Below are 25,312 nucleotides of genomic sequence, written 5' to 3' on the forward strand. Positions count from 1 at the left end.
TCGAAGGATTATTGGAGTGACTCAGTGCTTTGTTCATAAGCCCAGAAAGGAATTATCCGAATAAAAGATGATTCCTTTTTCTATTTAATAGTCCTTCGAAGCCAGAAATAAATCAACGAAGAGAAATTCCAATCGGCCCTTGCACTAAGAATTGTAACAAAATATAAACTTATTAACAGGTCGATTGGATCAATATATGGTTAGAAAAAGAACGAAAATCGTCAATCGCACACTCAAAATCAACTTATATACTCTCAAAAGGATCATTCATTGATTTGAAAGATTAACTTCTTTTTAGAATAGGTATGTTTGCCAAAAATTAATAAATCTAATTATTATGAAAAAGACAATTTTTAGTTTGATGGCTTTAAGTGTTTTAACGGTAGCTATTTTAGGCTGTAAAAAGAAAACTGAAACACCCCCTGCAACAACAGGAACTGCTACTGTAGAAGGATACATTAAAGTGAATCTTAATCAGAGAAACGATACATTGCCAGATGGTAGTTATAGCTTAATCCGTGAAGGAATTCCAACATCTGTAACCCTTACATTCGTAATAGATTCAGAAGATTTAGAGAAAAACCCTGACCCTTCTTACAGCTATGAGTTAATTCAAAAAACAACAACTGTTGATGCTTCAGGTAAATACTCAATCAGTTTACCAACTCCAAAAGGATCCAATTCGATTAACGGTGAGTTAAAAATCAGTGCGTTTGAATACAATCCAATTATTACATCTTCTCAAAACACGGATTCTACTGCTGCTCGTGTTGTGGTGAATAGTACTAATATGAATTTTTCTATCTACAACGGTGGAAAAACAATCATCGATCATAATTTCTAATTGACAAAATCAATAAATCATTCGTATGAAAAAATTTGCATTCGGTTTGGTGGGATGCTTGTTTTTAGCCTCTGTGGCTAATGCACAAGATGAACCCATTAAAAACAAAAAAGGTCAGGTTATTTTACCAGAGGCTGGAGATTTCGGTCTTGGATTTAACGCTGTTCCTGTTTTGACGTACATTGGAAATGCCTTTAACGGTAACTTGGACAATACGAGCATGGGGCAAAACAAATTTGCTTCTATGTTTGGGCAAAATGTCATTTTTGGAAAGTATTTTCTTTCACCAAAAAATGCGATTCGCATCGATTTCCGTTTTGGTCTTCATTCGCGTACTTTTAAAAGTGATGTTTTTAACGATTTAGCAAACTCTCCAGATTCTTTGGTAGTTGATAAAGCGAAATTGTTGAACCAAAACTACACACTTGGCGCAGGTTATGAGTGGCGTTTAGGAAAAGGTAGATTACAAGGAGTTGTGGGTGGAAGTGTGTTTTACACATTTGCTTCTTCTACACGCGGAAAATACGAATATGGAAATGCCTATGCGGATGGATTGGCAGCTCCAACATCTACAACCTGGGATAACTTCGGGAACATTCTTGGAAGCGCGCCAACTGGTGAGCGTATTACAAAGATGAAAGGTGGAAACACTTGGGGAGTTGGTGCTCGTGTATTTGCAGGTGTTGAATATTTTGTTGCACCTAAAATCTCAATCGGGGCTGAATTTGGATGGTCTTTGGGTTATTCTCAAACAGGTAGCTCTAAAAACTCATTCGAATCGTGGGATGCTGTAAATTCAGTTCTTTCGACAAGAGAACGCTCTGTTTCAGGAAACAGCCGTTTTGATGTTGATACAGACAATTTCGGAGGAGCACTTTATTTAATGTTCCACTTCAGATAAGAATACCTGAAATAACTAAACTAAAAGCCGGTGAAAACATTCATCGGCTTTTTTGTTTGGAAGATTTATTTCTAATTCTAAATATCCGATACAGGTTTTAGACTCAACACAATTTATTTACCGCTAATGCACGAAATATAAGTTCAACTTATCCCCTTAAGACAAAAATATGAGCGATTTAGTTTTTAGAAAGTACCACGCGATTGTAATCGCGCGTTAGCGGGGGTCAGTTAGTGGGGGTTTACCTCACGAGTTGCAAAAAACTCACACCAGCTAAGCTTTATTTCTAAAAGGATGTACGAGTCGGAAAAGTAATATAACTAGAAAGAAAAAGCCAACTCAAAATCAAGCTGGCTTCTAAAAGTTAACTTACCGATGTAATAATTCTTACATCATTACTACTTTTTGTTGCGTGGTCATTCCATTTTCATGGATTTTGACGATAAAGATATTTCCATCAAGCATTTCTAAGGAAATTGATCCTTTAGAACTCGTGTTTTCTTGAGTCAGTAATAATTTTCCATTTAAATCATACACTTCAATGGAAGCATTCATTGTCGTAAGTCCATCAAAAAATAATTTACCAGTTGTAGGATTCGGGTAAATCTTCACATTCGATAATGAATTGTCTTGAATTCCAAGTTGAGCAACTGTAAAACAAGAAGAAGTATCCTTGCAGTTCGTTGCATTCGTTATTATAACAGCGTATGAACCGTTTTCAGTTGCTTGATATGTAGAGGAAGTTTCATTCGAAATAACCTGATTCGTTGTACAATTGATCCATTGATATTGATATCCTGTACCAGTTGTTGCTTCTAAAGTTCCAATCACATTTTCAGTAATGGTTGCAGAAACACTCGGATTGATTGTCAAGTTAAGTTTAACGATTGAATCACATCCGTTTAGAGATGCATTATTAATAATGAATTGAGCTGTATTATTCGATGAAGTGTAGGTGTTCCCATCAATCCATATAAATGAAGTACAAGCATTGTGTGTATCGATACTTGTTCCAGAATTTTTAATAATCAGGTTCAGAAATACAACAGAATCACAGCCATTTACAGCACCTCCAGGAACTACATATTCTTGGTGAAATGTATTGGCAGTATATTCATTTCCGTCAATCCAAGTATATGAATTACATGAAGTTTCATTTTGCTCACTAAACATGCGGTAATTTAGTTCAAACACAAAATCTACACCAGGAGTTGTATTTATGAAATTTCCAGAATTAACATCCATTAATTGTGCATTTAACCCATAATTATCTACTTGTATAGTATCTACTTCCCAAATTGTTGTTGTCGAAGCATCTAAGTTTGATGAATAGATAGAAATCCAGTATGTTTTTCCTGTTGAACCACCACAAAGATCTAATGTTTCAACCAAATCGAAATCCAATTCATACTCTGTATATCCCGCAAGGAATCCTGTAGTAAATGTTTCTATTGGAGTAGCTGTATAATCAGTTACATCAACATACGAGTAGCTGTAGGAAATCAGATCTCCTGGTGAAAAAGGACTATCCTCAAATACATTAAACTCAAATCCCAAACTATTAGAAGGTACATTTAGAAAAAAAGCTGCCTTAATCTGGTCAATAGACCAACATTCGTTTGCTGGAACAAAGAAATCATCAAGCCCTTGATATTGATCGAAATCACTTGGAAAACCCGTGTTTAAATTCCCTGTTTCCTGTAATACAGAGCACCCGCTGTTTTTAGTGGTTGAGTTGGTTTGTTTTTGTCCAAATGCAACTATGCAAAAGGAAATAGTAAATAGGGTAAAAATAATTTTCATGTGTTTTAGTTATTTTGATTTATTCATGTGCGAAAATAGGATTTACACCCAGTTTCTTGTTGCATTGTTTTTATAACTTTTAAAGGGTTAATTGTTATTAACCTGAATTCGACTATTAAAACAAAGTCAAAATTAATTAAATGACTTGGGGACAAGGCAAATTTCATAAGAGATAACGAGTTATCGCGTTAAAATCTAACACAGTAAACAAGTTGTTTTAATTAACTAAAACAAGACTAATTCGTCTATAAACAGCAATCTACTTCCCTTACTATTTATAGCATATAATGAGTCAATGATATACTTCGAAATTGATAATTTGAACTGTAAGTGTTTTTGCTATTCGAACACTTTTTCATCTAACTTTTGAAAATACTCGCTTAAACAATAGGTAGATGAATTTTTGGAAACAATATAACCGTGATTTTTATATAGGCATTCCAATATTTTTTTTCACTTGCAGCATGTCCCAACCCTTCGGGATTATGTTTGTGTCAATGTTTCAAGAACGAAAATTGAATAAATTTTCTAAGACGTGAAATAGCGGGACATTCGCGACAGCTTCGGGAGTTTTGTTATTTTATTAGAGCTGCAGAATCTTTGTATGCTTTATCCGCCCAAAGTTTTACTCCACTTTTCCAATAAGAGTACTCCCAATAGTCTTTTTCATTATCAATTCGTTTGCTATCTAATATCCATTTGTATTTGTATCGCATTTCATAAGGAAATCGCCCACTTTTAAATTTTGCATCAAACCATTCATCTCGGATATTTCCATTCTGATCTAGATAACCATTAATCGAACCGATTCCAGAAGAATGAAGCTCTTTATAGCTTATTTCCTTTTTTTGATCGTGACGAGCAACAGGAGTAGAACCTCCCATCCAGAAATACCATTTATTATTGATTTTTGCACCAAAAAACTCTCTCATTTCATCACTCCAAATTTTAGCTTCTGAATGTTGAGACTGGTAAATAGCGCCAATTAATTTATTTCCCTTACTATTTACAGCATATAATGAGTCAATGATATACTTCGAAATTGATAATTTGAACTGGGTACTTTCGTCTTTTGTTGTATCTGCCAATAAATTATTTAGATACCAATTAGATAAAGTATCAGACATTGTGGCGTACAAAACCTCATAATCATTTTCTGTACCGAGAACCGAAATAGATTTTTTGCGCAAATCTATTTCACCCAACAAAACCTTTTTCGAATCATTACCTCCCACGCATCCACCTAAAAGCAGTAGAAAGCATAAAAACAAGTTTTTCCTACCTCTTTTTGACATATCCTAATTGTGAACTCATTAAACTAAATATCCACGTGTAATTTCCAATAGAGTGACAACCTCCAAAATTACCTAACATTCCACCTGGCATCTGGACTGTTTTTGGTATATATACCCGCCCTCCAATAACCCCTCCAGGTAAAGGGTCAATCCCCAAAACACCGCATTGAGGAGCAATTCCATCTTGTTTCCAATAAGGATCCCTTGTCCCTTCTTGAATTAGAGCATTTGCATTATCCTGATCTTCGGGATTATTGTTACTCCCATATTGCCAAACCTCTTCAAATAGTGCCCAGTCATTTCCTCCACTACATGCATTTTCAGGCGCAATGATATAAAATCTTCCTAGATGAACTTGGGTTTTAATTTCTTCAACAAATCCCACTGCATAAGCATACCCCATACTATGTGCGACAATATCTACAGTATCCATTACACCTTGGGATCTGGGATCTCCTTTTATTTTAGATAAAAAAGCCTTCCCTGCAAGTTTCCCCTGATATTTCCGATAATTGAACCCATCAATTTCAGGTGTTGCGTTTGCTAAGTTGGTAAACCAAGTTAGGAGTAGATATAATATCTGAAATATGAGTTTCATTAACTTATTTCTTCTTCAGTTTTTAACCCATTAATATACTCCTCAAAGCTATCTGCAATTACTAAAAATTGCTCTTCGGGCAAATGGTCTGTCCAACGATTAATAATTATTTTACCATACGTAGCTTCATCAAAACTTAAGCAAAAATGCCAACCGCCCCCATCGTATGCAAATGGAACTAGTTTACGGTTATATTTTTCCAAAAATTCTTTTGTTAATTCATAAATTGAAGTGAAGTTGTCAAATGCTCCCAACGACCATAGGTTTTCGTCTTTATCAATAAAAATATTTTCATATACATTTAGCCCTGCATATTTTTTTAGAATTTCTTTGAAGTTGTTCGAAAATTTACCCTCAACTAAATTTTCAATTATTTGAAAATTTTTTTCGCCCATTCTAGGGATAACATTTAAATCTCTCATTATATCAATTTTAATATCCTGAACCAAAATATGACCTCCATTGTGATGCTGAGCCACTATGTGCCATTCCAAAAACTCCTGTACCTTGATGTGCTGTTTTTTGAACTAATTGCATCGTACAATATGCTTCACCATTTATAATTTCAAAATCATCCATATGATGCCAAGTGTAAAGACTGCTTTGTTCATCTGCTATTGAAATTCCTAGTTGCTGTCTTGACCGTACAAAGTCTGTCGCTCTATTTCCGGACATTTTTATTTTCACAACTGTATTTCCTTGAAGTGGGTGCATATATTGTGTTCCTATATAATCAGGGACTAATTTATTTGCACTTGCTGGTACTGGAATATTTGTATTTAAGTTTGGATTGTAAGCAGGTTCAAAAGTTGTCATTTTTAATTCGCCTGTGCTGGTTGGGTGCACACTAACAACTTGGTGTGTTTGTCCTGGTCTTTCTAATACTACTGATAACCTTCCTTGTCCATCTTCAATAGTTGCCAATACATTTTTGTTGCCAATAGCACTTTCTAAATCTTCAAATATCTTCGCCTCTGCTGTTACGCCTGTATGATTTGTACCTAAAAGTGATTTGTAGTTTAATGTTTTACTACTCGTCCACGCTTTTAATTTAGTTGCTCCTTGTTGCGTAAGCTTAGTAATTAAGCTACTTGGAACAACATTCCCCGCCCCATTCACAACCCCATCAACCACCTTAACCAACCCCGAATTGGTTTTTACAATGGTAAACTTCTTGTTGTATGCTACTAAATTAGTAGATTTTTTGAAAATTGAGCAACTGCAAATTGTTTTTGAATAGTTGTTTTTTGAAAATCTAAAACACAAGAATTTTCCTCCTTCAAAAAATTTGAAAGTGATAATGACTTTTGGTGAACTCCAATTTTTGCTTTTTCTGATTGGTTTACTATATCAGTTTTTAGATAAACTTTTGTGTTTGTGAGAACAACAATTTTTGTTGCAGAGAAAGTTGCACTTGAGGTAAACCAAGTGAGGAGGAAAATGAATATTTGGAGGAACAGTTTCATTTATTTACTATCAGTAATTAGTAATGTTGAACTACCACTGTGGAAGATGTTTAACATGAAAATAATAAGATTATCATTACCTGATGTTTCTAAAATGTACTCTTTCTCTTCAAACTCTAAAATATTGTAGCATTGTTTATATTCAAAGCGTTTACCAAAATCAATTGGAACTTTATTTTCTCGTTTTGAGATAAGTTCTTTAATTTTATTTTTAAGTTTTTCCTTATCAACGATCACAATTGAGTTGACTTGAATATTAGTTGGTGCATTAATGCATTCTAATAGCATCTGTGATTTTATCGAATTAGCTTTCAACACTTCTATTAGTTTTTGTGTATTAACATCCTTTAAATACAGTCTCATAATATTACTTTATGGATTAAAGATTATTTTAACTTCACTAGAAGTATTAATCAGTATGGTAGGTGTTCCACCAAAACCATTTGCTTTCAAAATTTTACCTGTTGGGGTTTCAAAAGCAGCTTGAATTTCAGTCATTCCATCGGCTATTTTTTGTTTGAATATTGTCAAGTTAATAGATTCACCTCCTAAATAATTATCACTTGATTTCCATAAACCTTGTACTTGAGATGGGGAATAATCATTAATAGCTCTAGAGAAAATTTCAGTTCCTACACCTTGACCTTGAAGATTACTTGGTAGATTAATGTCAAAGTTTAAAATACCATTCTCTTCAAATGCTATTCCTGCACGAACTCTTCCTGTTTGGTAGGTTACGTTAACATCATAAAAAGTAACATCTTTTCCATTAAATAAGCCTTCAAACTCATCAATTGAAGTCCAAAGTTGACTGCCCCCCGGCCCACTAACAACCCCATCAACCACCTTAACCAACCCCGAATTGGTTTTTACAATGGTAAACTTCTTGTTGTATGCTACTAAATTAGTAGATTTTTTGAAATTAGCCCCTTCTACAATTTGTAAAACTTCTGCTATTTCAGATGAGTTGGATTCGATAAAATTCATTCCTGAATAAATCACCTTGCCGCTCAGGTCTGGATCCAAGTATGCTAGATTATGAGTAGTTCCGCTGTGAGTGATTTTTACAAGATTTTGATCGCCCGTTTGTTCGATCAGTAGCGTAATATTCGAATTGCCACTTGTGGCACGGTTAATTTCTATCCTTCGGAGCATTCCTGAAAGCTCATCTCGAAGATTGGTATAACCTCGCTGGAATAAATTCTGTTTGGAGTTTTGGAATTCATCAAATTTTACACGGACCTCGGCGCTTGTTCCCAAAAAGAACAAAACCACCAGAAAAATTATCAATTTAAACTTGATTATTTTTAGCTGTATAAATCCTTGCTAAGATAAGAAAAATGGGGCTGAAAGGATTGCTGAAGCTTTAGGTGTAACACTTGATTATCTCGTAAAAGATGGAGAATACGAACAAGTGGATAATGAAACGTTAAAACGTCTCAGAGATATTCAAAAACTAAAAGAGAGCGACAAACAACACGTTTTCGCTCTTCTCGATGCTTTTATTAAACAAACTAAATTGCAGGGGATTTTGTAGAAGTGTAAAAAACTTCCTCTTTTGTAATAGCATAGATTCCGCCTATTTTTTTGAATTGAAAAAGATAATCAGCAGTATATGGGGTATTTAATAAAGGTTGGAATAAAAATAATTGATAATCAAAATCATAAGTCAGACCATAGAGAGCATTATTTAATTCATAAACTTTCTTATCTGTGATTATTTTTTGCATTCGCATATAATCGTGAAAATCCTGTACCCAAATATCATCAAGTATTAAATTTGAGACCATTTTCAAATCATCGGTATATGTAAACTTTGGATTTTTATTAAAATGTGAGAAATTCGGAAGGATTCCAAGTACTGATTTCCTATCTTCAAAATCAAGTCTAATTAATTTGTCTAACTGATTCCTTGTCTCATCAATACTAAAATTTGATGTTTCAGTAAATAAGTAACGCTTCATTCTCTCGACTAATTTAGCCGAATTAGGAAAGGAGTTATAAATTGCTTCGATTTCCTCAACCGAAACTCCCTCCATAAAAAGTGTATAAAAATAACTATCTTCAAAAGCGTTATTTCCTTTGCAAAAACTATCCCAATCGTTAACTATCTGTTTCATGACTTATTTAATTAATGGAGGTAATAGATTCGGATCAATTTGCCATCTATTAATAAGCTGTACTAATCGGGTGTTAAAGTCAGCTAATGAATTACTTGATTGAATTACTGCCCTTAATTCATTATGAAATAATGTAGAGCCTGCACCACCATGAGTAAAAACAGCACCTGAATTAGGATTTACCCCTGTTAAATCTAAAGTTTTGGTTCTAAATCTATGTATTTCAGCCATAGATATTTCCCAACTTTTAAATGTTTTGACTTCACAAACCATACACCATTCATGTAAACCGCCTGGGTATCTTATCCTTGCTTCAAGTGCTTCTTTTAAAGATGGATTACCTAAAACTAAATCAAGTTCTTCTGGAAGTAAATCATCAAACCATTTATGAAATAGATTATTAGTTTGACTATTGGAAGGAATAATTCCATTAGGTACAATCTCTTCAAGAGTCCTCACAATTCGACTCCCCGCCCCACTAACAACCCCATCAACCACCTTAACCAACCCCGAATTGGTTTTTACAATGGTAAACTTCTTGTTGTATGCTACTAAATTAGTAGATTTTTTGAAAATTGAGCAACTTTAAATTGGTAAGGAAAACCCGTTTTCTGAAAATCAAAAGCACAGGAATTTTCCTCCTTCAAATAACTTGAAAGTAAAAAAGTGTTTTGGTGGAAAGTGGTGGTTTGAGATTGTTGTTCTTCTAATGAACTTCTAGCGAAATTTTCTAAACCAATTTCTGATTTTTCTGATTTTCCAAAGTTCTCTGTTTTATGAAAAATAGTTCTGTGGGTGGGTATTACAATTTTTGGTGCAGTTCCGATAGCTATCGGGAGAGCACTTGAAATAAAACAAGTGAAAAAGTAAAGAATTATTTGGAGGAGCAGTCTCATTTACCGCTCCAATTCATAAAGATTTCCTAGCGTATCTAAACAATATGTTTTGCTATCATTTACTTGCAAATTTTCAACTCCACTTTTTAGTTGTTGATGCTGTTTTTTATCGAATTCAAACAAATGGTAGTCAATAATTTTTTCGGACTTTGGGTCGAAAACACCTATTAAATTTGTGTCTCCATAAAAATAAAATAAACCATCTTGGTATATTGAAGTCCCAACTGAAAGCCAACAAGGACTTTCATAGGGAATATTACCAATTCTTTTTAATTCATTCTGAATATCAACCTGTCTTATAATTTCTCCAGTTTGTGCATTTAACTCTAAAAATGTATAATGTTTTAAACCTAGAAAAATTGGGCTATTTTCTTCTTTTTGAAAAACTCCTCCTTTTACTTTTGCGTCTTTGAAAAACGCTTTTATTTCTCCCGTTTCTATATCCAAAAGTAAAATTGCACCACTAGTCATAGTACATACTAATGTGGTTTTATAAATTTCACAAAACTCTGCTACTTGGTAAGGCTTTTCTATACCCCCGTCTAGCCAATTCCCTAAAATAGAAAGTGAAAAATTAACAATTTTAGTTTGGGATGGAATGTGTATCACAAACAAGTAATCATTTCGACCAATTTGCCCTACTGAATATTCATGAAAAATTCGATTTCCAGCTAAATCATTTATAAATATTGTTTTCTTTTCTTCAATAGAATAAAACGCCTCCTTAGTGCATATGAAAGTTTCAAAATCTAAACTATTAGAGTCAACCAAAATAAAATAGTTCTTTGATGCACTATTATATTTATAAGTAAAGTTTTCAGGAATATTAGGAAAATCATTGTTATTTATAATTTTTTGTTCCTTCCCAATTAATAATGTTGAATGTTTAAAGCAAACAAATTCTTTTATACAAGAAAAATGACTTTCAAAATTTATTCTTCCTATTGTATCTAAATAAATATTTTCATGAATATTAAATTGACTAATGTCATTTATTGAGCTAATGATTTTCATATTAAAAAACTTCTATAAAATTAAAAAACTGATGCGATGTATTTTGACTTTCAAGTAGTAGTTTCAATTTTCCCTCATCAGTTAATTGCATTGAGTTAAACAAACTTTTATTAGAGTTATAAATCTCTTCATACTTGTTTCCATTCAACAACATATTTTTAAATTTCTGCACCCTTTCGATTTTTGTGACCCCAGAATTAGCTCTAAAATAATATTTGATTTGATTGATGTCGGTAACATTTGCATTACTAATATATGCCTTGAATTGGTTGTAAAACGAACTAGAAAAAGTAGTTGATTGAGCATAGTTTTTAGTCTCCAAATATACAAAATTTGTTCCATCTGTGAATTGCATATCAAATCTACAATCACTTAAATCATCAATACTGGCCTCAAATTTCGATAATGTTTTTCCTTGCAAAGCAGGTGGTAAATCATTTAAAATTTCCAATCCAAAAGCCCCACCTTTAAATTTAGAGGATTGTTGCATTAATTCATCTACATATTGTTCTATGTTTGGCACTGTAGAGTGGTTTGTAACCAAGTTGTCAAAATCATCTAAAACTTCATCTAATGATTTTATTCCACTTGTTGTTTCTCCATGCAGTCTTATAAATTCATTTCTAAAAGATTGTAAGCTTGCATATCTTGATTGTTGTGCAGAAGTGTTTTTAGGCAACTTATTAAAAATTCCGTTTGGTCCGCTAAAGCCAGTTTTTGCTAGAATATTATCTAGTTTTGACAAAGCACTCCCCGCCCCATTCACAGCTCCTTCAACCACCTTAACCAACCCCGAATTGGTTTTTACAATGGTAAACTTCTTGTTGTATGCTACTAAATTAGTAGATTTTTTGAAAATTGAGCAACTTTAAATTGGTAAGGAAAACCCGTTTTCTGAAAATCAAAAGCACAGGAATTTTCCTCCTTCAAATAACTTGAAAGTAAAAAAGTGTTTTGGGGGAGAGTGGTGGTTTGATTCTGTGAAGCTTCAATTGAACTTCTGGCTTTTTGTTGAACTCCAATTTTCGCTTTTTCTGATTTGTCAAAGCTCTCCGTTTTTTTAAAGGTTGGTGTATGGGTGGCTACAACAATTTTTGGAGCAGAGAAAATTGCACTTGAAGTGAAGCAAGTGAGGAAGAAAATAAATATTTGAAGGAGAAGTTTCAAAACTTTTTATAGAAACAAGCTTTTGTAAAATAAAAACCGCTGTTATGCGGTTTTTTCTGATAAAACTGTGTTTTTTAATGGCTCTATATTTTTAAGCCTTTCATATACTTTCTCAAATACTATCGGGTAGTTTAAAAAGTATTCTTTGCCTGGTGTTTTTGCAATTTCATCAATTTTATTGAACCTGCTTTTAAATAACTTACAGATATCGTCATAAATGCCATTGCCTGTAATTTTTGCAAAAATCATTCTTTTAAACATAAAAGCCCCATCTACATTGAAAATCTCATTTACATTTTGAGGAGAATCTAAATCGCTATTAATGAACTTGTCAACAGTCTTTAAATCTCTTAATTCTTGCAGTTTAAAAACAATTTTCTCATTAAAAATATTGTCGACTATTTCGTTGATTGTTTGTAATCCCTTTTCTGATATTTCAAAAATAAAAGAGCCGTAACCATCGTAGTACTCTTCATTTATTATTTCAGGGTAAGCATTTTTTTCAGTGATGTATAGGGTTGTAATATCGTTTGGATCTTCAATATTTACATTTACTAAATTGCTCCACTCTTGCCATATTTTTTCAACAAAATCTATCCGCCTGTGAACTGTTAGGCTAAATAATATATGCTCTGGTTGAAAACGTACATGAGGTAAAAAACAATAGTCATAGCCCCAATCATAACACTTAATATACTTATTATGCTGATTTTCAGCATCAAGCATAAAACCATTTTTTTCTAATTGTACTTTTACTGCATTCTGAACATCTGCAATTATACCTTCTCTTGTAAACATTTTTATACTATTGAATGACCATTTCCATTTGTTGATTGACAGTAAGTTTTTCAACTGTCTTTATTTTTATTGATGCATTTGGAATAGCAATTTGAACATCATTCACATTTTTAATTCCAAAAGGTGCTATCGTATTTGCCAGACCGCTATTTGTTACTCCATTAACTATTTCTACTTGACTTGTAGTAAAAGGAGAGTCCCATAAATATTTGCAGTCGATGTACTTTACATTATTTAAATCATAGGTAATTGCGTTCGTCAATGGATCTATTTCTTTCTTAATCAACAAGTAATCAGGAACAGGGTTTTTACCATTAATGGTAAGTTTAGCTTCTACTGCTAATTCATAACCTTGATTTTTTAATGCTTGTAATTGTGTAGATACTGAACTGGGTAGGTCTGAAAAATTATTTGTTTTCCATGCATTAACCATTCTCGTTTCAACTGTTTCATCAAAGAGTTTTCCAATATAGGAAGCACTTGTTTCATCCAATGAAACAGTTTTTAGTTTCAGTTTTTACCCTAATGATGTAACTTCAATTTCTCCAACCATTTGTTTAAATGAAGCCGGCAAAGTTGAATTGGTTCGCTTTGCTAAACCACCTAAAGCATATTTACTCCACCAAGTTGTTTCTAAACTATTGAAGTGATGTAGTAATTGATTATTTGCTACAAATTCAGCTTGTAAGCCTGGGAATAATTCTATTTTTGAATTTAAGGAAGTTAGAATATCATCACTCCAATTTTTGATGATATTTTCAACGTTTGCTCTTGATGTAGTATTAGTAATTCCTTTCAGCCACGTGTCTATTTTAGTGTATTTCGCAAAGTTCCCCGCCCCACTAACAAATGCCAATGATTGCAATGAAAGGATAAGGCAAAGTAACAATAACTTAAATTTCTTCACTTAAAATATCTTCTTTACTAAATTCTTTACCCCAACCTTGATTTTCTGAAATTGATTGATTAATAAATAACTTTTCATTAGGTAATTGAATACTGTTTTGTTCTAAAATTGAAATAATTTCGTTCAAATATTTAATTGTATCTGGCGAAAAATTTGAAATAGAAGAATACGAATCCCTTGTACCAATGTCAAAAATTAAATTAATTATTTTTAAAATTTCAGCATTTGAATTTTTATAGAGAAGCTGTAGTTCATTATGTTTTTTTTCATTAATACATTCACAACCTTTTTTTTCAAATGGAATTTCTTCTAAAATTGAAAAAGGAGTCATTTCAGATATTTTCTCATGCCATAGACCGATATTTGAATTTGTAAAACTCCATAATTCATCTATAATTATTTTCCATTTTGAAAAATCGTAATTGAGATGTTTTATAAACATTTCAAGGCATAATATGCCAAATGCTACTCTTCCTCTAATTGATATTTTTTCTATTTCCATATTTATTTATTGACTTGTTACTCTCATACCACTGAATATATTTAAGCATTCCAAACACTGAATTACATCAGTCATTGTGCCATCAGGTCTAATATCTATCGTATGGATTTGAATCTCATCCCATTTTGCACCTTTCCAAAGAGCCTGATTAACTGCATCACATTCTGCACAGTTAGCAACATTTGGCCATTGAGTATTAGCCGGTAATTTACTTTGAAGTGTTGGATGAATACCTAATCCTTTTTCAGCGGAGATTGTTGGGAAAGAAGATTGAGTATTTAATATTCCTCCATTTCGTCCATAAAAAATTTCATCAGCTGTGTTCGTTGCATTTTTCCATCTTGCTGTACAGGCTTTATTAAACTTAGATAACTGCGTATTTGATGTTAAACCTTGTCTATAAAATGAAGCCCAGTCATTAGTCAGAGTTCTCATTTGTGTCGTTGGAAGCCAGCTCCCCGCCTCACTAACAACCCCATCAACCACCTTAACCAACCCCGAATTGGTTTTTACAATGGTAAACTTCTTGTTGTATGCTACTAAATTAGTAGATTTTTTGAAATTAGCCCCTTCTACAATTTGTAAAACTTCTGCTATTTCAGATGAGTTGGATTCGATAAAATTCATTCCTGAATAAATCACCTTGCCGCTCAGGTCTGGATCCAAATATGCCAGATTGTGAGTAGTTCCGCTGTGAGTGATTTTTACGAGATTTTGATCACCCGTTTGTTCGATCAGTAGCGTAATATTCGAATTGCCACTTGTGGCACGGTTAATTTCTATCCTTCGGAGCATTCCTGAAAGCTCATCTCGAAGATTGGTATAACCTCGCTGGAATAAATTCTGTTTGGAGTTTTGGAAAATACTACTCGTTAAAATTTGTAACTCATCAAGTTTTGATAAATTATTCTTGAAACCCGTAATTTTTTGATTAACAATGGCTCTATCAATTTTGAAGTCAATCGCATCATCAATAACTTTTGTAATCCCATAAACACCATTCAATACACCAACAACAGTCACTAATTGGTTCCAATCCGCTAATAAATCCTTTTGTAGTTGTGTTCCATTATTCAGAATATTCGTTTCAAGGTCAGCAATTACAAAATCAATACCTCCTATTATACCATCCACAATCAAAATTGGACCTGGATTAGTAGTCAAAACTGAAGCTGCAACAGCAATCACATCAAAGACCTGTCGCGTTAATTTAATAGTGCTTATTTTTTCTTTTTCTTTTATAAGCCAGTAAGCAAAAATTGCTGGAACTAAGAATTTATCACCTTCCTTAATTGCTTTTCCATTTAATCCTGCAAATGTATAATCTGCATTTGCAACAACAATAACAGGCTCGTATGGGTCTAATTCAAAATCAGTCTGTAAATGTTGCCCATTTTCATCAATCTTTAAACTAAAATACAGCTTAGTACCATAATAATTCCAGTCTGTCTGCTGAACAAACACTCCCATATTCTGCCCAAGAAAAACAGTCTTAAACCCTGAAGGATCAGAAAGGTTTGAATTCGGATTGCTTATATAAGATACGGGGACGTGGGTTTCAGGTAAATTCTTTATCTTGCTAACCCACTTGCCAATCGTTGCATACAATGCAAAGTTATTAGCATTCCAAAGATCGCCATCTAATTCTCTTAATATGGAATAATTATTATTCGCCAACACAGCAAGCATATCTTCATATTGACTTTTTGGTGTTGAAATCAATAACTCAACTAATAAATATTCTTTCTGACTGCCAAGTGTCCATTCTCCTGCTTCGCTCAAAATTCGAGCTCTATTATTACTGCTTAACTTTGACAAATAACATAATCGCTGTTGATATGTTGAATATTTAAAGAATTTATCACTTAATCCACCAATATCTATATTTTCATCAGTCAGTGCATCTTTAGTAATAAAACTTAATTTGTTAATTGCACTTATCCAATTCAACGATGCTAAAAATAATTCTTTGAAATAGTTAGGATTGTTCAAAATTTCCTGAGAAGAAACAGAATCTATTTGATTCATAACAGATGCATACATGCTTTGGATCTGAACACTTGTTTCATCACTCTCTGGAACATTGTATTGATTTTGAATAATTTCACCTTCAAGTGCTCTAGATTCTAAAATTTCATTTTGAATAGTTGTTGAATTATTAGAGGTGACAGTTGAGAAACAAGATTTGAATATCGGATTTTTTTTGAGTAAATAAGCTAATTCAAAAGCATATACTGCATCAGCACCTTCTACCGTTGATTTGATGTTTTTAATATAATTCAACTCATCAAGTGTAATTCCTCCTTGATAGGAAACCAAGACAATTATACCTTCCTGAGAGCTTGTAGGAGTCAAATAATTGTTTAACAAACTAAATTTATATTCAGGTATTAGTTTCCCCCCAACTTCATTTTGATTACTACTTGAGCTTAAAATGGATTCTTTATTTAGTGGTAATATCTTAAATTTAGCAGCTCCATCAATCAGAACCGGAATACCTCCCAATACATTTTTTATCTGAGACAAAGTGGTAACCGTATCTTTGAATAAATAATATATTGAATTCTCTTTAGTATAATAACCAGTAAAGTATGAATTAGTCTTATGAGCATAATAAACTTTATCATTAGACAAGGTAAAATATGAAAGAGAACCAATTGGATCTATATTATGATCACTAACTTCTTGATTGCTATTAATCCAATATGAATCAGGGCTGGCAAAAGTCAAACTCTTTACACCGGGTGGTAAAGTAACATACCCCCCAGATGGATCAATAAAAGTAATGGTACCATTATCATTTTTAAACTTTGCATATACTTCTGCTAAATCACCAGTTTGAACTGTGAAATTTTCTCCATCCTCTTCCTCATCCCAAAAGCTATTCCCTTTCGGATCTCTCAATGCTTTCCACTGAGCCAAAATCAGATTCTCACCTTCCGCATAATCCATCAGGTTATTGGTGCTTCCTCTTTCTGGACCATTGTCTTTCCAAGTATGTTCCAAAGCTCCCATTCCATGACCCAATTCGTGCGCGAAGGTCTGAAGAGACGCACCGTTTTGGATAAATCCAATGCTTTTTCCGCGCACCATGTAGCCGTCTGCTGAAAGGTTATTGACCGTATCCATTAAACTGGAAACTACAAACAAGTAGTAGGTATCATCCTCAGATTCATGTTTGTCGAAATAACTATTACGGATCTGGCGCATTTTCCCCGAATACTTTGTCATCAATGTAGCATCTGGAATATTGATCGAACTGTTTGAAGCGTATTTCCCCACTCCAATGGTATCGCTGATGCTTACCGTGAAGTTAATTCCTGCTTCTCCCAGTGTTTTTTTGAGGTAAGTACTCAGCTGCGGGCCGTCAACCGTTCCTGCTATTGGAACCACCACAACCTTCTTTTGAAGCAGTTCAAAAACAGTGACATTCAACTTCCCTATCTTTTTCGAACTATCTGAAACAGCATAAATAGCAAACTCATCTTCGTTGTTGAATACTGGTAAATTGAATACAAACAACCGTTTCCCATTCGAAGTTGAACTCGAAGCGGGCGCCAAAGGTGTTGGAAGTCCACTCCAAGAAAGTTTTACATTGTTTTCTGTGTAGTTGTTTTCTGGAACACTGACATTGATTTTGGAAAGTTGACCCTTAATCAACGATTTATTGGCTACAAAATAATTGACCGTGTCTTTGGTTCGAATAATCTCGTAACTGGCATTCCATTCCGAATAAGCATAAGGGTCAAATCCACCATTATTATCAGTTATTGAGTTATTTTGTTCGAAGGAAGCAATTTTCGAATTTGGAACATCCAACTGTTCATTACTTATATCTAAATAACTCGACCAGATAACCGTTCCGTTGGGGTAAATCGTGATCTGATTTCCTGCCACATCGTTGATAATTACTGGACAAGTAGTACATGGAAATGTGAACGTTGTATCTACTCCATCAATCACTACATGCGCCAAAGAATCGGAAACATAAGCTGAATCCACGGTTCCATTGACGAAAATAGGATCTTGGAATTGTTGGTATTGATCTTCCAGCCATGCATCCAATCCGTCAGTAATCACATGAGCAGTTCCTTCCCAAACATCGTATTCTTTGTCAATTTTCAGGTTATCAAACTTCACACGAGCTTCTGCTCCAAACAAGAAATCGACTGGAATCAATCCTGTTCCACTGAAACGTCCTGGTTGGCCCGTATTTTGAACGGATACGAACTCCAATTGGAACATTCCAATCTTCACTTTCATGCCCGGATCTGCAAATTGTAAAGGCTGGAAGGCAGTTGCTCTTCCTGGAAAATTTGCAACTCCACACGAAAATGTTCTTGGTGGTGCAGTAGTAAAAGTTCTTATTTCTGTAGGCGTAGAAACAAAACTACCTAGTTTTCCAGCAACACTTGCTTCATAAGTAGTTGCAGGTTCTAATTGATAAATGGCTTTACTCAAATCATTCACTGTGTCTGAAAACCACTCATAAGGTTCCTGACCAGCAGAAACTTTTCTTCGGTATTTTAGAATAAACTGATTGAAAGTTGCCGATGAATTAGGGTCTTCTTTGACCACTTTCCAACTTGCTGCTCCTTTGGATTCTGATTGTGAAACCAAATTAATCCATTCTACTGAAAGGCCTTGTGCCAAACTTTCTTCGATGCTTTGTGCTTCGCCATATTTGAATTTACAGGGAATAGACCAGCCACCATTTTGAAATTGGTTGGTCGATCCATTTAAGGTCGATTTCACGTACCAAACGTATTCCTGGCCAACAATTAGTTGATTATTGATTGGCAATAAGGTATGAGCTGTAATTTGTCCCAATTCAATGGGATCCATGGCTAAGGGTAAACCAATTGGAATCAGTGGTGGATTATTATTTACTGTTCCCAGCCAATTGTAAATGTAAAGGGTATTTTCAACTTCTTGTTGCAAACCTATTGGAGCAAGTGCCGGTGAGAAATTGAATTGCAGCGGAATTGTTTTTAAATCTGTAGTCGCTGAAAACCCCGCTGGAATCTGAATAGTTGAATTACAAGCAGGTTGAAGTAAACTTGCCGGTTGTCCATAACCCATATAGAAATAACCACATCCATTATTGGAAAGCAATTCACCTGATTGGTTTTTGATCACATCGATACAAATAGAACTGTTCCCTTCTGGAAGTTTACTTGGATTAAAATTGAGCGATTGACCTGTGGAACTGAAGAAAACTGCCAAATCTTCCATTGGAATTTGGGTTGGTTGTCCCGGATTTAAGACATACACCAAGTTGTTGGGAAGTGAACGAAATTGGTAGCCTGGTCCATTCAATGTGAATTTCAATTTAACAGAAATTGGTCCAGAATTGAAATCCGTCAGAGTTACAAAAACATTTAAGGCACCTTGCTCAGAAAACGAATTCAAATAATTGCGATGCGGAGGTGTTGGAATGACCGTAACCTGAACTGGATACACTTGAGCCTCTACTTTTGCACCTGTTATAAGCAGTAATAGAAATAAGACAACTGATTTTATGTGGAACTGTTTAAAAGGCATTAGAATCCGTAGTTAAGATTGAAAATAAGTGCAATGTCACCCTGACTTTTTGAGGTTTTGATTACCGGGAAACGATTCACTAAACTTGCATTCAGAGAAAAGTTCAAAGAACCGTATTTTTTGTCCCACCAAGTGGGTTTACATGAAAGTCCCAAACGCGTGTTCAATACATGGTTCGACAAGTGACTGTTGGTGTAATTTTGATTATAAGTCAAACCTGAAGTTAGGTTAATCCACTTCAAAAGAGGTCTTGAATAATTGACTCCTGGTCCAAAATAAAGAATTTTATTTCCCAAAGCTTTGGATTCACTTCCGTTAATTGTCCAACCCAAAGATGATTTGGAGGTTTCAAACGAAAGGGTATGTCCAAACATTCCCGTAAGTACATTGACCGGCCCTGTTTGATTCGTTCCAGACACATTGAATCCAAAAGCAGCGGCATCTTCCAAACGTCCTGTAATATTCTCACTCACTGAATAACTTCCGTTAAGGATCAGGTTATTCTTACGTTTCTTTCCAAAAGTATAGGAAACATTTCCGCCGGCATTACTCGATATTTGGTAAAAGTTAAGGGTATCTCCAATCGGATTATAGAAGGGATCTGACGCTGGATTACGCTTGGAAAAAGAAGAGAAATTGGAATAATTCCCCGAAACAGTAAAATTCTTAAACGGCATACTAGAAACAGAAATCGTTCCCACCCATCTTTTTAGTTCGTTTGCACTCAGTTTATTCAGGTTGTTTCGTTGAATTCCCGTATTTACATTCACATTTAATTTCCCTTTAAACAAAGCAATGGTTGGTGTGATCGTGATATTCTCCAAATCGTTGTTAAAATACATTCCTCCAAGGGTTGTGTATCCCGGATCAATTCGTTCGTATTTCGCTCCAATAGAAAACACCTTATACTGATAATTAACAGATCCGTTGAATGCTCCAAATGCAATAGTTGATTGATTTCCATTAACCAAGGGAGACATTGTTTTCGCATAATTCTTCCGATCTAGTTTTTCATTGATTTGCGTATTTCTCGTCAAAATACTGGAAGCATATTCAGCTGTCATGGTAATCGACTTACCAATTTTTCCTTTCAAAGCCAAAGAAGCCACTACATTATCCATGGGAGTAATTGCGGCACTATTCGGAATGGTACTCAGTGAGGTTCTCTGATCGGCAGCTTTCAATAAAACAACCGTCGCTCCGTAACCTTTATCTTCATATCCCACAGAAATTCCACCACCCCACCTGCGGTAAGCCATCGTTTCAATATTATTGATATCAGGAATAAAAGCCACCTGTTTTTTTAATCTTCCTCCAAAACCTTGAATTTTCCATTTACCTGGCGTGTATTCCACTCCAGCACCCGCAAAATTCAATCCTGCCAAAGTATAAGGAGAAAACGACATAGAAACAATTCCCACATGTCCTTTGATTTTCTTGTAAGTAGGATGCAAAGCAGTAATATTAAACGGCTGGGTAAAATTTCCTCCTTGATTGGTATATGAAAACGTAAAAGGCATGGAAAAATCCAAGAGCGAAAACGTTACGTTTCCGCCAACAACCCATGAAAAAGGATCTCTTGTTAAGGGTTTTCCATAAGACTGATTTATATTTGAGGAAAAATTCAATCCTCCAGATACTTTCATCATTCCTTTTTTTCCAATCTTATCCAAATTTTGGGAAAAAGATAAAAAAGGAAATAATAGAATAAAACAACCAATTAATCGCATCATTGCACAACCAGTTTAATTTGTGCAGCACCATATTCCGCCAAAATGTGAATGAGGTAAGTTCCAGCAGCCAAAGCAGGTAAATTATAGGTTTTAATAACATCATCTTGGGCAGAACCTTCATCAGAAATATAAGGGAGAATTTCACCTAAACTTGTTGTAAAAAGCACCTCATATTGTTGCAAACTTGCTAAGTTAAAACTCAAAGTAACAGATTGACTTTGCCCTGCTTGAATTGGATTGGGATACAATTGAACATTACTGATACTATTATCAACCACAGAATCTCCAAAATTTAGCGCGAAATTGCCAAAATAAACGGGCTTATTAAAAGAATAGAAACAGGTATCAGCTGGATTTACAGAATTGTCTATCAGATAACCTGTAAATTGAATATTATACCAACCTGTATCTATGGCTGTAAAAATGGCCACTGAATCGGTTGCATGAATCAATTCAACATCAGTAGGAAATGTCCAGAAGACTCCGTCAAAGTCTGAGAAATCTGAAATATTCACCAATGCAATTGTATCTCCTACTTGGTTATAAGTTGACACTAAAAAATTGACATCTGGATTTTGTATTTCTCCCGTAATATTTGTCGTAAAACTGTATTCACATCCTAAAGTATCTTTGATCAATAAAGGATATGCAGCGATTTGAGTTACTGGGAAATTGTAATTGGAAGAATAAGCTCCTCCATTGAATGCAAATAAATAATCAGATAAGGCAGATGCTCCACCACCATAAATAGAATCGACTTGAATAAAACCACCGCTTCCACAAGAAGAAAATGCTTCAAATGTTGCCACAATTGGAGATGTAATCCGCGCCATTAAAGTATCAATCCCCAAACATCCAGATCCGTTTGTTGCCTGTACAATAAAAAGTGAGTCTAGTCCACCAATTCCCGTTGGGTTAATTGTTTGGCTTCCGTTAGACCAAGAATAAACCATTGTTCCAGGTCCAATTGCAACAGCATTAACGTTAAAAGACAGACCTGGACAAACGAGTGTATCCATGGAAGAAGCAAAAAGTAATTCATTGGTTTGTTGAACAGTCACTGTATCTATGTTGACACAACCATTGTTTCCTACCACTTCATAATAGAATTCTCCGGTTGAATTCACAACCAAGGTGTCCGCTCCATTGGAAGTGCCATTGGGAAGCAACCAACCTTGAGTTGGAACTCCAAAAGTAGGAATATGATCCAGTGTGATATTAGCAGCTGAGCATGTCAATGTATTTACGCCTGTATAAGAAACAAGATTTGGTTTTCGGATATCAAAAACAACCGCTGCAAGAGGTCCAAAAGTTGAACAGCCATTTAGTGGATTCATCCGATATTCATCGATGGTAACCGTAACAAGATTTCCACCAAGTGTATCTGCGATTGAATAGCTTAAATCAGAAGCAGTGACCCAAACGGAATCTTGAATTGTATCTCCCTGATAAATCCAATAATTATTGGTGTTCACAGCGTTGAAATCGCTCAAGACAACTAACAATGAATCGCTCAAGCAACTAATAGTACCAACTTGCTGAAAACCATTTGGAAAACCAGCTATTTGCGGAACTGGAGAAGCTATATCTGAACTCAAAGGAAAATTAGTAGTACTAACACAACCGTTGGAAGGATAAGCTGCCAAAAACCATAATGGGTCAAGTGCACTGTAAATTGTCAATGGATTTGGATTGGAATAATCACTCGTCAATTGATTCCAAGAATTGATTACTGCAGACTCTGGAGCCATAGAATTTGTATCTATGACCACAATTTGAAGTGAATCTGTGTAGCAATTCCAAATTGGCAAAGTTCCTGATATAATCAATTGTGGTTCTACAACATTCCGGTTTACAAACACACTATCTCTTACTCTACACATATTTCCTGTATTTTGCTTCACTATTGCCTGAAAATAGCGTGGAAAAGAAATTGATAGCGATCCAGTTTTGGTCAATTGAATGGAATCATTTGGAACAATAGTTCCATTTTGGTCAATCCAAGACAAATTTACCGCTGGCGTACTTGACGTCACCACTAAATCTAAGGTGTCATTTAAACAGCTCAACACCAATGAATCAGCAATAGTAATAGCTGGCAAAGGAGCCAAAACCAAATTAGCAGTTACTGGTTTTGCTAGCAAATAATCAGTTAATGTGTTACAAAGAGAATAAGGTTCGACTTTTAACTGTCCACCAGTAAACGATTCATCAAACATCAACCAAATTTTGTACGCAAATTGTTGATCTGAGTAGATAGATCCGTTTAACTCTTGGCCAGTACCGTCAGAAAATTGAGATTCTGTAGGTACAAAAGCAGCATTCTGAGAAATAATGTACTTCACTCCTGGTCCATTGAAGGTCCATTTATATCCTTTTGCATACATTGCTGGTGGAACTGTATATGCTTTAATATTTCCAGCACACACAATGGTATCCAATTCGAATGGCACTGGGGTTGGTGGCTGTGGCTGAGGAGCATTCCATAAATTATTCATTTTTTTGGGGTTCTCAGGTTCCAGACAAATAACCGCCAAACCTGTTCGAGACTGCCCTCCCACGGTAGATAAATTATCACTTGAGACAAAAAACAAATTCTTCACTACATGAAACAAGTCTACTTCACAAGTTCCTTCAGGGTTCGAATTAAGTGGTATTGCAGTAGTATTCGTCAAGTGAAAAACAGTAGTACTTCCAGAACCAGTAGTGCTTATCGTTGAGCGTTGAATTGAATTAGTAGTCGTATTCAAATAGAAAAAATTCCCATTATACATTTCAAAAGCATGGTCTGATGCAGGTACATCTATTAGCCCTACTTTATAATAAGCAGTATTCAAGGTATTAAACGCCCCAAGTGCATACCCCGCATTTTTGCCAATACTTGTAAAAATAATTGAATCGTTAATTTTACACAATGACGTATTTCTATTTGCTTGTCCTGGAACCAAATTGTAGTACGAAGGCTTTGTATTCCCACTAATAGTAACACCTGAGGGGTTAAATGTCATCATGGAAGTATACAAAGTTTCATAATATGGATTCTCAAATCTATTTCCTATCAAAACGTAATTCAATCCCACACGTTTAACTTTCATCGTCAACCCACAAAAACCTACTCCGGAAGCTTCTGCCCAAAAACAATCGCTATCTGGTGCAAACTTATTAGAAACAGTACCTGAGGAAGCATTAAAAGCCAAAATTCCTTTTCTTGGATTATCATAAAACAATCCTGTCGCAATGATTTCGGCACCATTCATATCCATATCATTAACAGATTCAAAAACTCCAGTAGAATTAATAGGCTGAAAAGATGGTTGATCAGTAACTACATACGGATTTCCTGAAATTGGTGGTGCAGTAATAATAAAACGGGCTAATCCTAGTTGAGGATGTCCATCAACAGTTGTAAAACTACCTCCAATATATACATTGTTCCCAAAAACTTCTACAGCTTTAATCTCGTTATTAATTGGCGGAAAATTGGCACTTACAAAGTTGAAATCTGCATCCAGCAATGCAATGTTATTAGCTGGACTACCATCCACAGAAGTGAACTTTCCAACAAGGATGTATTTATCAATGGAGGCAATGTATTTCACATCTGCTACCTGTCCTGCACCATCAAGGTGAATGGTTACATTCTTTAATACTTGAGAAAAAAGAGTTGATTTGATGAAAAAAAGTAGCAACAATAGAAGTAGTGACGGTAATTTCATGGGCGATT

20 protein-coding genes are annotated in these 25,312 nt (G+C 34.6%); 2 read left to right on the forward strand and 18 right to left on the reverse strand.

Going from position 1 to position 25,312, the window contains the following annotated elements; all coding sequences use genetic code 11:
• The first annotated feature begins 337 nt into the window (after positions 1 to 337).
• On the forward strand, positions 338 to 844 hold the full coding sequence (locus FLUTA_RS01630) for a hypothetical protein (RefSeq protein ID WP_013685109.1): 507 nt from the start codon (positions 338 to 340) through the stop codon (positions 842 to 844).
• 25 nt (positions 845 to 869) lie between these two features.
• Positions 870 to 1,745 carry a hypothetical protein gene (locus FLUTA_RS20440; RefSeq protein WP_013685110.1) on the forward strand — a complete coding sequence of 292 codons (876 nt, stop codon included), beginning with the start codon at positions 870 to 872 and terminating at the stop codon, positions 1,743 to 1,745.
• Between the two features lie 387 nt (positions 1,746 to 2,132).
• Here FLUTA_RS20440 and FLUTA_RS01640 read toward each other — a convergent pair whose 3' ends face one another.
• From FLUTA_RS01640 to FLUTA_RS01740, 18 genes are all read right to left on the reverse strand, one after another.
• Entirely contained in the window at positions 2,133 to 3,548 is a 1,416-nt protein-coding gene (locus FLUTA_RS01640) for a T9SS type A sorting domain-containing protein (RefSeq protein WP_013685111.1), read from the reverse strand.
• Positions 3,549 to 4,123: 575 nt separating this feature from the next.
• Entirely contained in the window at positions 4,124 to 4,843 is a 720-nt protein-coding gene (locus FLUTA_RS01645; protein ID WP_013685112.1) for a hypothetical protein, read from the reverse strand.
• Positions 4,827 to 5,441, reverse strand: a complete 615-nt coding sequence (locus tag FLUTA_RS01650) for a hypothetical protein (RefSeq protein ID WP_013685113.1) — start codon at positions 5,439 to 5,441, stop codon at positions 4,827 to 4,829. The genes FLUTA_RS01645 and FLUTA_RS01650 overlap by 17 nt, the downstream gene beginning before the upstream one ends.
• Entirely contained in the window at positions 5,441 to 5,863 is a 423-nt protein-coding gene (locus FLUTA_RS01655; protein ID WP_013685114.1) for an SMI1/KNR4 family protein, read from the reverse strand. The genes FLUTA_RS01650 and FLUTA_RS01655 overlap by 1 nt, the downstream gene beginning before the upstream one ends.
• A 10-nt stretch (positions 5,864 to 5,873) precedes the next feature.
• On the reverse strand, positions 5,874 to 6,707 hold the full coding sequence (locus FLUTA_RS01660; RefSeq protein WP_148235371.1) for an HNH endonuclease signature motif containing protein: 834 nt from the start codon (positions 6,705 to 6,707) through the stop codon (positions 5,874 to 5,876).
• Positions 6,708 to 6,907: 200 nt separating this feature from the next.
• Positions 6,908 to 7,270 carry a hypothetical protein gene (locus FLUTA_RS01670; RefSeq protein WP_013685117.1) on the reverse strand — a complete coding sequence of 121 codons (363 nt, stop codon included), beginning with the start codon at positions 7,268 to 7,270 and terminating at the stop codon, positions 6,908 to 6,910.
• A gap of 9 nt (positions 7,271 to 7,279) precedes the next feature.
• Positions 7,280 to 8,197 carry a hypothetical protein gene (locus FLUTA_RS01675; RefSeq protein ID WP_148235372.1) on the reverse strand — a complete coding sequence of 306 codons (918 nt, stop codon included), beginning with the start codon at positions 8,195 to 8,197 and terminating at the stop codon, positions 7,280 to 7,282.
• Between the two features lie 224 nt (positions 8,198 to 8,421).
• The gene (locus FLUTA_RS01680; RefSeq protein WP_013685119.1) at positions 8,422 to 9,027 is read right to left on the reverse strand and encodes a hypothetical protein; all 606 of its coding nucleotides are present in this window, start codon (positions 9,025 to 9,027) and stop codon (positions 8,422 to 8,424) included.
• 3 nt (positions 9,028 to 9,030) lie between these two features.
• Positions 9,031 to 9,525 (reverse strand): hypothetical protein, encoded by a 495-nt coding sequence (locus FLUTA_RS01685; protein ID WP_148235373.1) that lies wholly within the window; start codon positions 9,523 to 9,525, stop codon positions 9,031 to 9,033.
• A 398-nt stretch (positions 9,526 to 9,923) separates the two neighbouring features.
• Entirely contained in the window at positions 9,924 to 10,937 is a 1,014-nt protein-coding gene (locus tag FLUTA_RS01695; RefSeq protein WP_013685122.1) for a hypothetical protein, read from the reverse strand.
• 1 nt (position 10,938) lies between these two features.
• Complete coding sequence (locus FLUTA_RS01700; RefSeq protein WP_043023571.1) at positions 10,939 to 11,718, reverse strand: hypothetical protein; 780 nt, start codon at positions 11,716 to 11,718, stop codon at positions 10,939 to 10,941.
• Between the two features lie 428 nt (positions 11,719 to 12,146).
• On the reverse strand, positions 12,147 to 12,902 hold the full coding sequence (locus tag FLUTA_RS01710) for a hypothetical protein (protein ID WP_013685124.1): 756 nt from the start codon (positions 12,900 to 12,902) through the stop codon (positions 12,147 to 12,149).
• A gap of 7 nt (positions 12,903 to 12,909) precedes the next feature.
• Positions 12,910 to 13,395, reverse strand: a complete 486-nt coding sequence (locus FLUTA_RS01715; protein ID WP_013685125.1) for a hypothetical protein — start codon at positions 13,393 to 13,395, stop codon at positions 12,910 to 12,912.
• A gap of 24 nt (positions 13,396 to 13,419) precedes the next feature.
• Positions 13,420 to 13,809 carry a hypothetical protein gene (locus FLUTA_RS01720; RefSeq protein ID WP_013685126.1) on the reverse strand — a complete coding sequence of 130 codons (390 nt, stop codon included), beginning with the start codon at positions 13,807 to 13,809 and terminating at the stop codon, positions 13,420 to 13,422.
• On the reverse strand, positions 13,796 to 14,311 hold the full coding sequence (locus tag FLUTA_RS01725; protein ID WP_013685127.1) for a hypothetical protein: 516 nt from the start codon (positions 14,309 to 14,311) through the stop codon (positions 13,796 to 13,798). Before FLUTA_RS01725 ends, FLUTA_RS01720 begins: the two co-directional genes overlap by 14 nt.
• A gap of 6 nt (positions 14,312 to 14,317) precedes the next feature.
• On the reverse strand, positions 14,318 to 19,855 hold the full coding sequence (locus FLUTA_RS01730) for a zinc metalloprotease (protein WP_013685128.1): 5,538 nt from the start codon (positions 19,853 to 19,855) through the stop codon (positions 14,318 to 14,320).
• Positions 19,855 to 21,588, reverse strand: coding sequence for a hypothetical protein (locus FLUTA_RS01735; RefSeq protein ID WP_013685129.1), 1,734 nt, complete (start codon positions 21,586 to 21,588; stop codon positions 19,855 to 19,857). Before FLUTA_RS01735 ends, FLUTA_RS01730 begins: the two co-directional genes overlap by 1 nt.
• Positions 21,585 to 25,304: a hypothetical protein gene (locus FLUTA_RS01740; RefSeq protein WP_013685130.1), complete on the reverse strand. Its 3,720-nt coding sequence runs from the start codon at positions 25,302 to 25,304 to the stop codon at positions 21,585 to 21,587. The genes FLUTA_RS01735 and FLUTA_RS01740 overlap by 4 nt, the downstream gene beginning before the upstream one ends.
• Between the last annotated feature and the right edge of the window lie 8 nt (positions 25,305 to 25,312).

Origin of the sequence: Fluviicola taffensis DSM 16823 (assembly GCF_000194605.1) — a bacterium.
Classification (GTDB): Bacteria; Bacteroidota; Bacteroidia; order Flavobacteriales_D; family Crocinitomicaceae; genus Fluviicola; species Fluviicola taffensis.

Coding starts and splice junctions, on each gene's coding strand:
- FLUTA_RS01630 (WP_013685109.1), top strand. CDS start 338: ATGAAAAAGACAATTTTTAGTTTGATGGCTTTAAGTGTTTTAACGGTA.
- FLUTA_RS20440 (WP_013685110.1), top strand. CDS start 870: ATGAAAAAATTTGCATTCGGTTTGGTGGGATGCTTGTTTTTAGCCTCT.
- FLUTA_RS01640 (WP_013685111.1), bottom strand. CDS start 3,548: ATGAAAATTATTTTTACCCTATTTACTATTTCCTTTTGCATAGTTGCA.
- FLUTA_RS01645 (WP_013685112.1), bottom strand. CDS start 4,843: ATGTCAAAAAGAGGTAGGAAAAACTTGTTTTTATGCTTTCTACTGCTT.
- FLUTA_RS01650 (WP_013685113.1), bottom strand. CDS start 5,441: ATGAAACTCATATTTCAGATATTATATCTACTCCTAACTTGGTTTACC.
- FLUTA_RS01655 (WP_013685114.1), bottom strand. CDS start 5,863: ATGAGAGATTTAAATGTTATCCCTAGAATGGGCGAAAAAAATTTTCAA.
- FLUTA_RS01670 (WP_013685117.1), bottom strand. CDS start 7,270: ATGAGACTGTATTTAAAGGATGTTAATACACAAAAACTAATAGAAGTG.
- FLUTA_RS01680 (WP_013685119.1), bottom strand. CDS start 9,027: ATGAAACAGATAGTTAACGATTGGGATAGTTTTTGCAAAGGAAATAAC.
- FLUTA_RS01695 (WP_013685122.1), bottom strand. CDS start 10,937: ATGAAAATCATTAGCTCAATAAATGACATTAGTCAATTTAATATTCAT.
- FLUTA_RS01710 (WP_013685124.1), bottom strand. CDS start 12,902: ATGTTTACAAGAGAAGGTATAATTGCAGATGTTCAGAATGCAGTAAAA.
- FLUTA_RS01725 (WP_013685127.1), bottom strand. CDS start 14,311: ATGGAAATAGAAAAAATATCAATTAGAGGAAGAGTAGCATTTGGCATA.
- FLUTA_RS01730 (WP_013685128.1), bottom strand. CDS start 19,855: ATGCCTTTTAAACAGTTCCACATAAAATCAGTTGTCTTATTTCTATTA.
- FLUTA_RS01735 (WP_013685129.1), bottom strand. CDS start 21,588: ATGATGCGATTAATTGGTTGTTTTATTCTATTATTTCCTTTTTTATCT.
- FLUTA_RS01740 (WP_013685130.1), bottom strand. CDS start 25,304: ATGAAATTACCGTCACTACTTCTATTGTTGCTACTTTTTTTCATCAAA.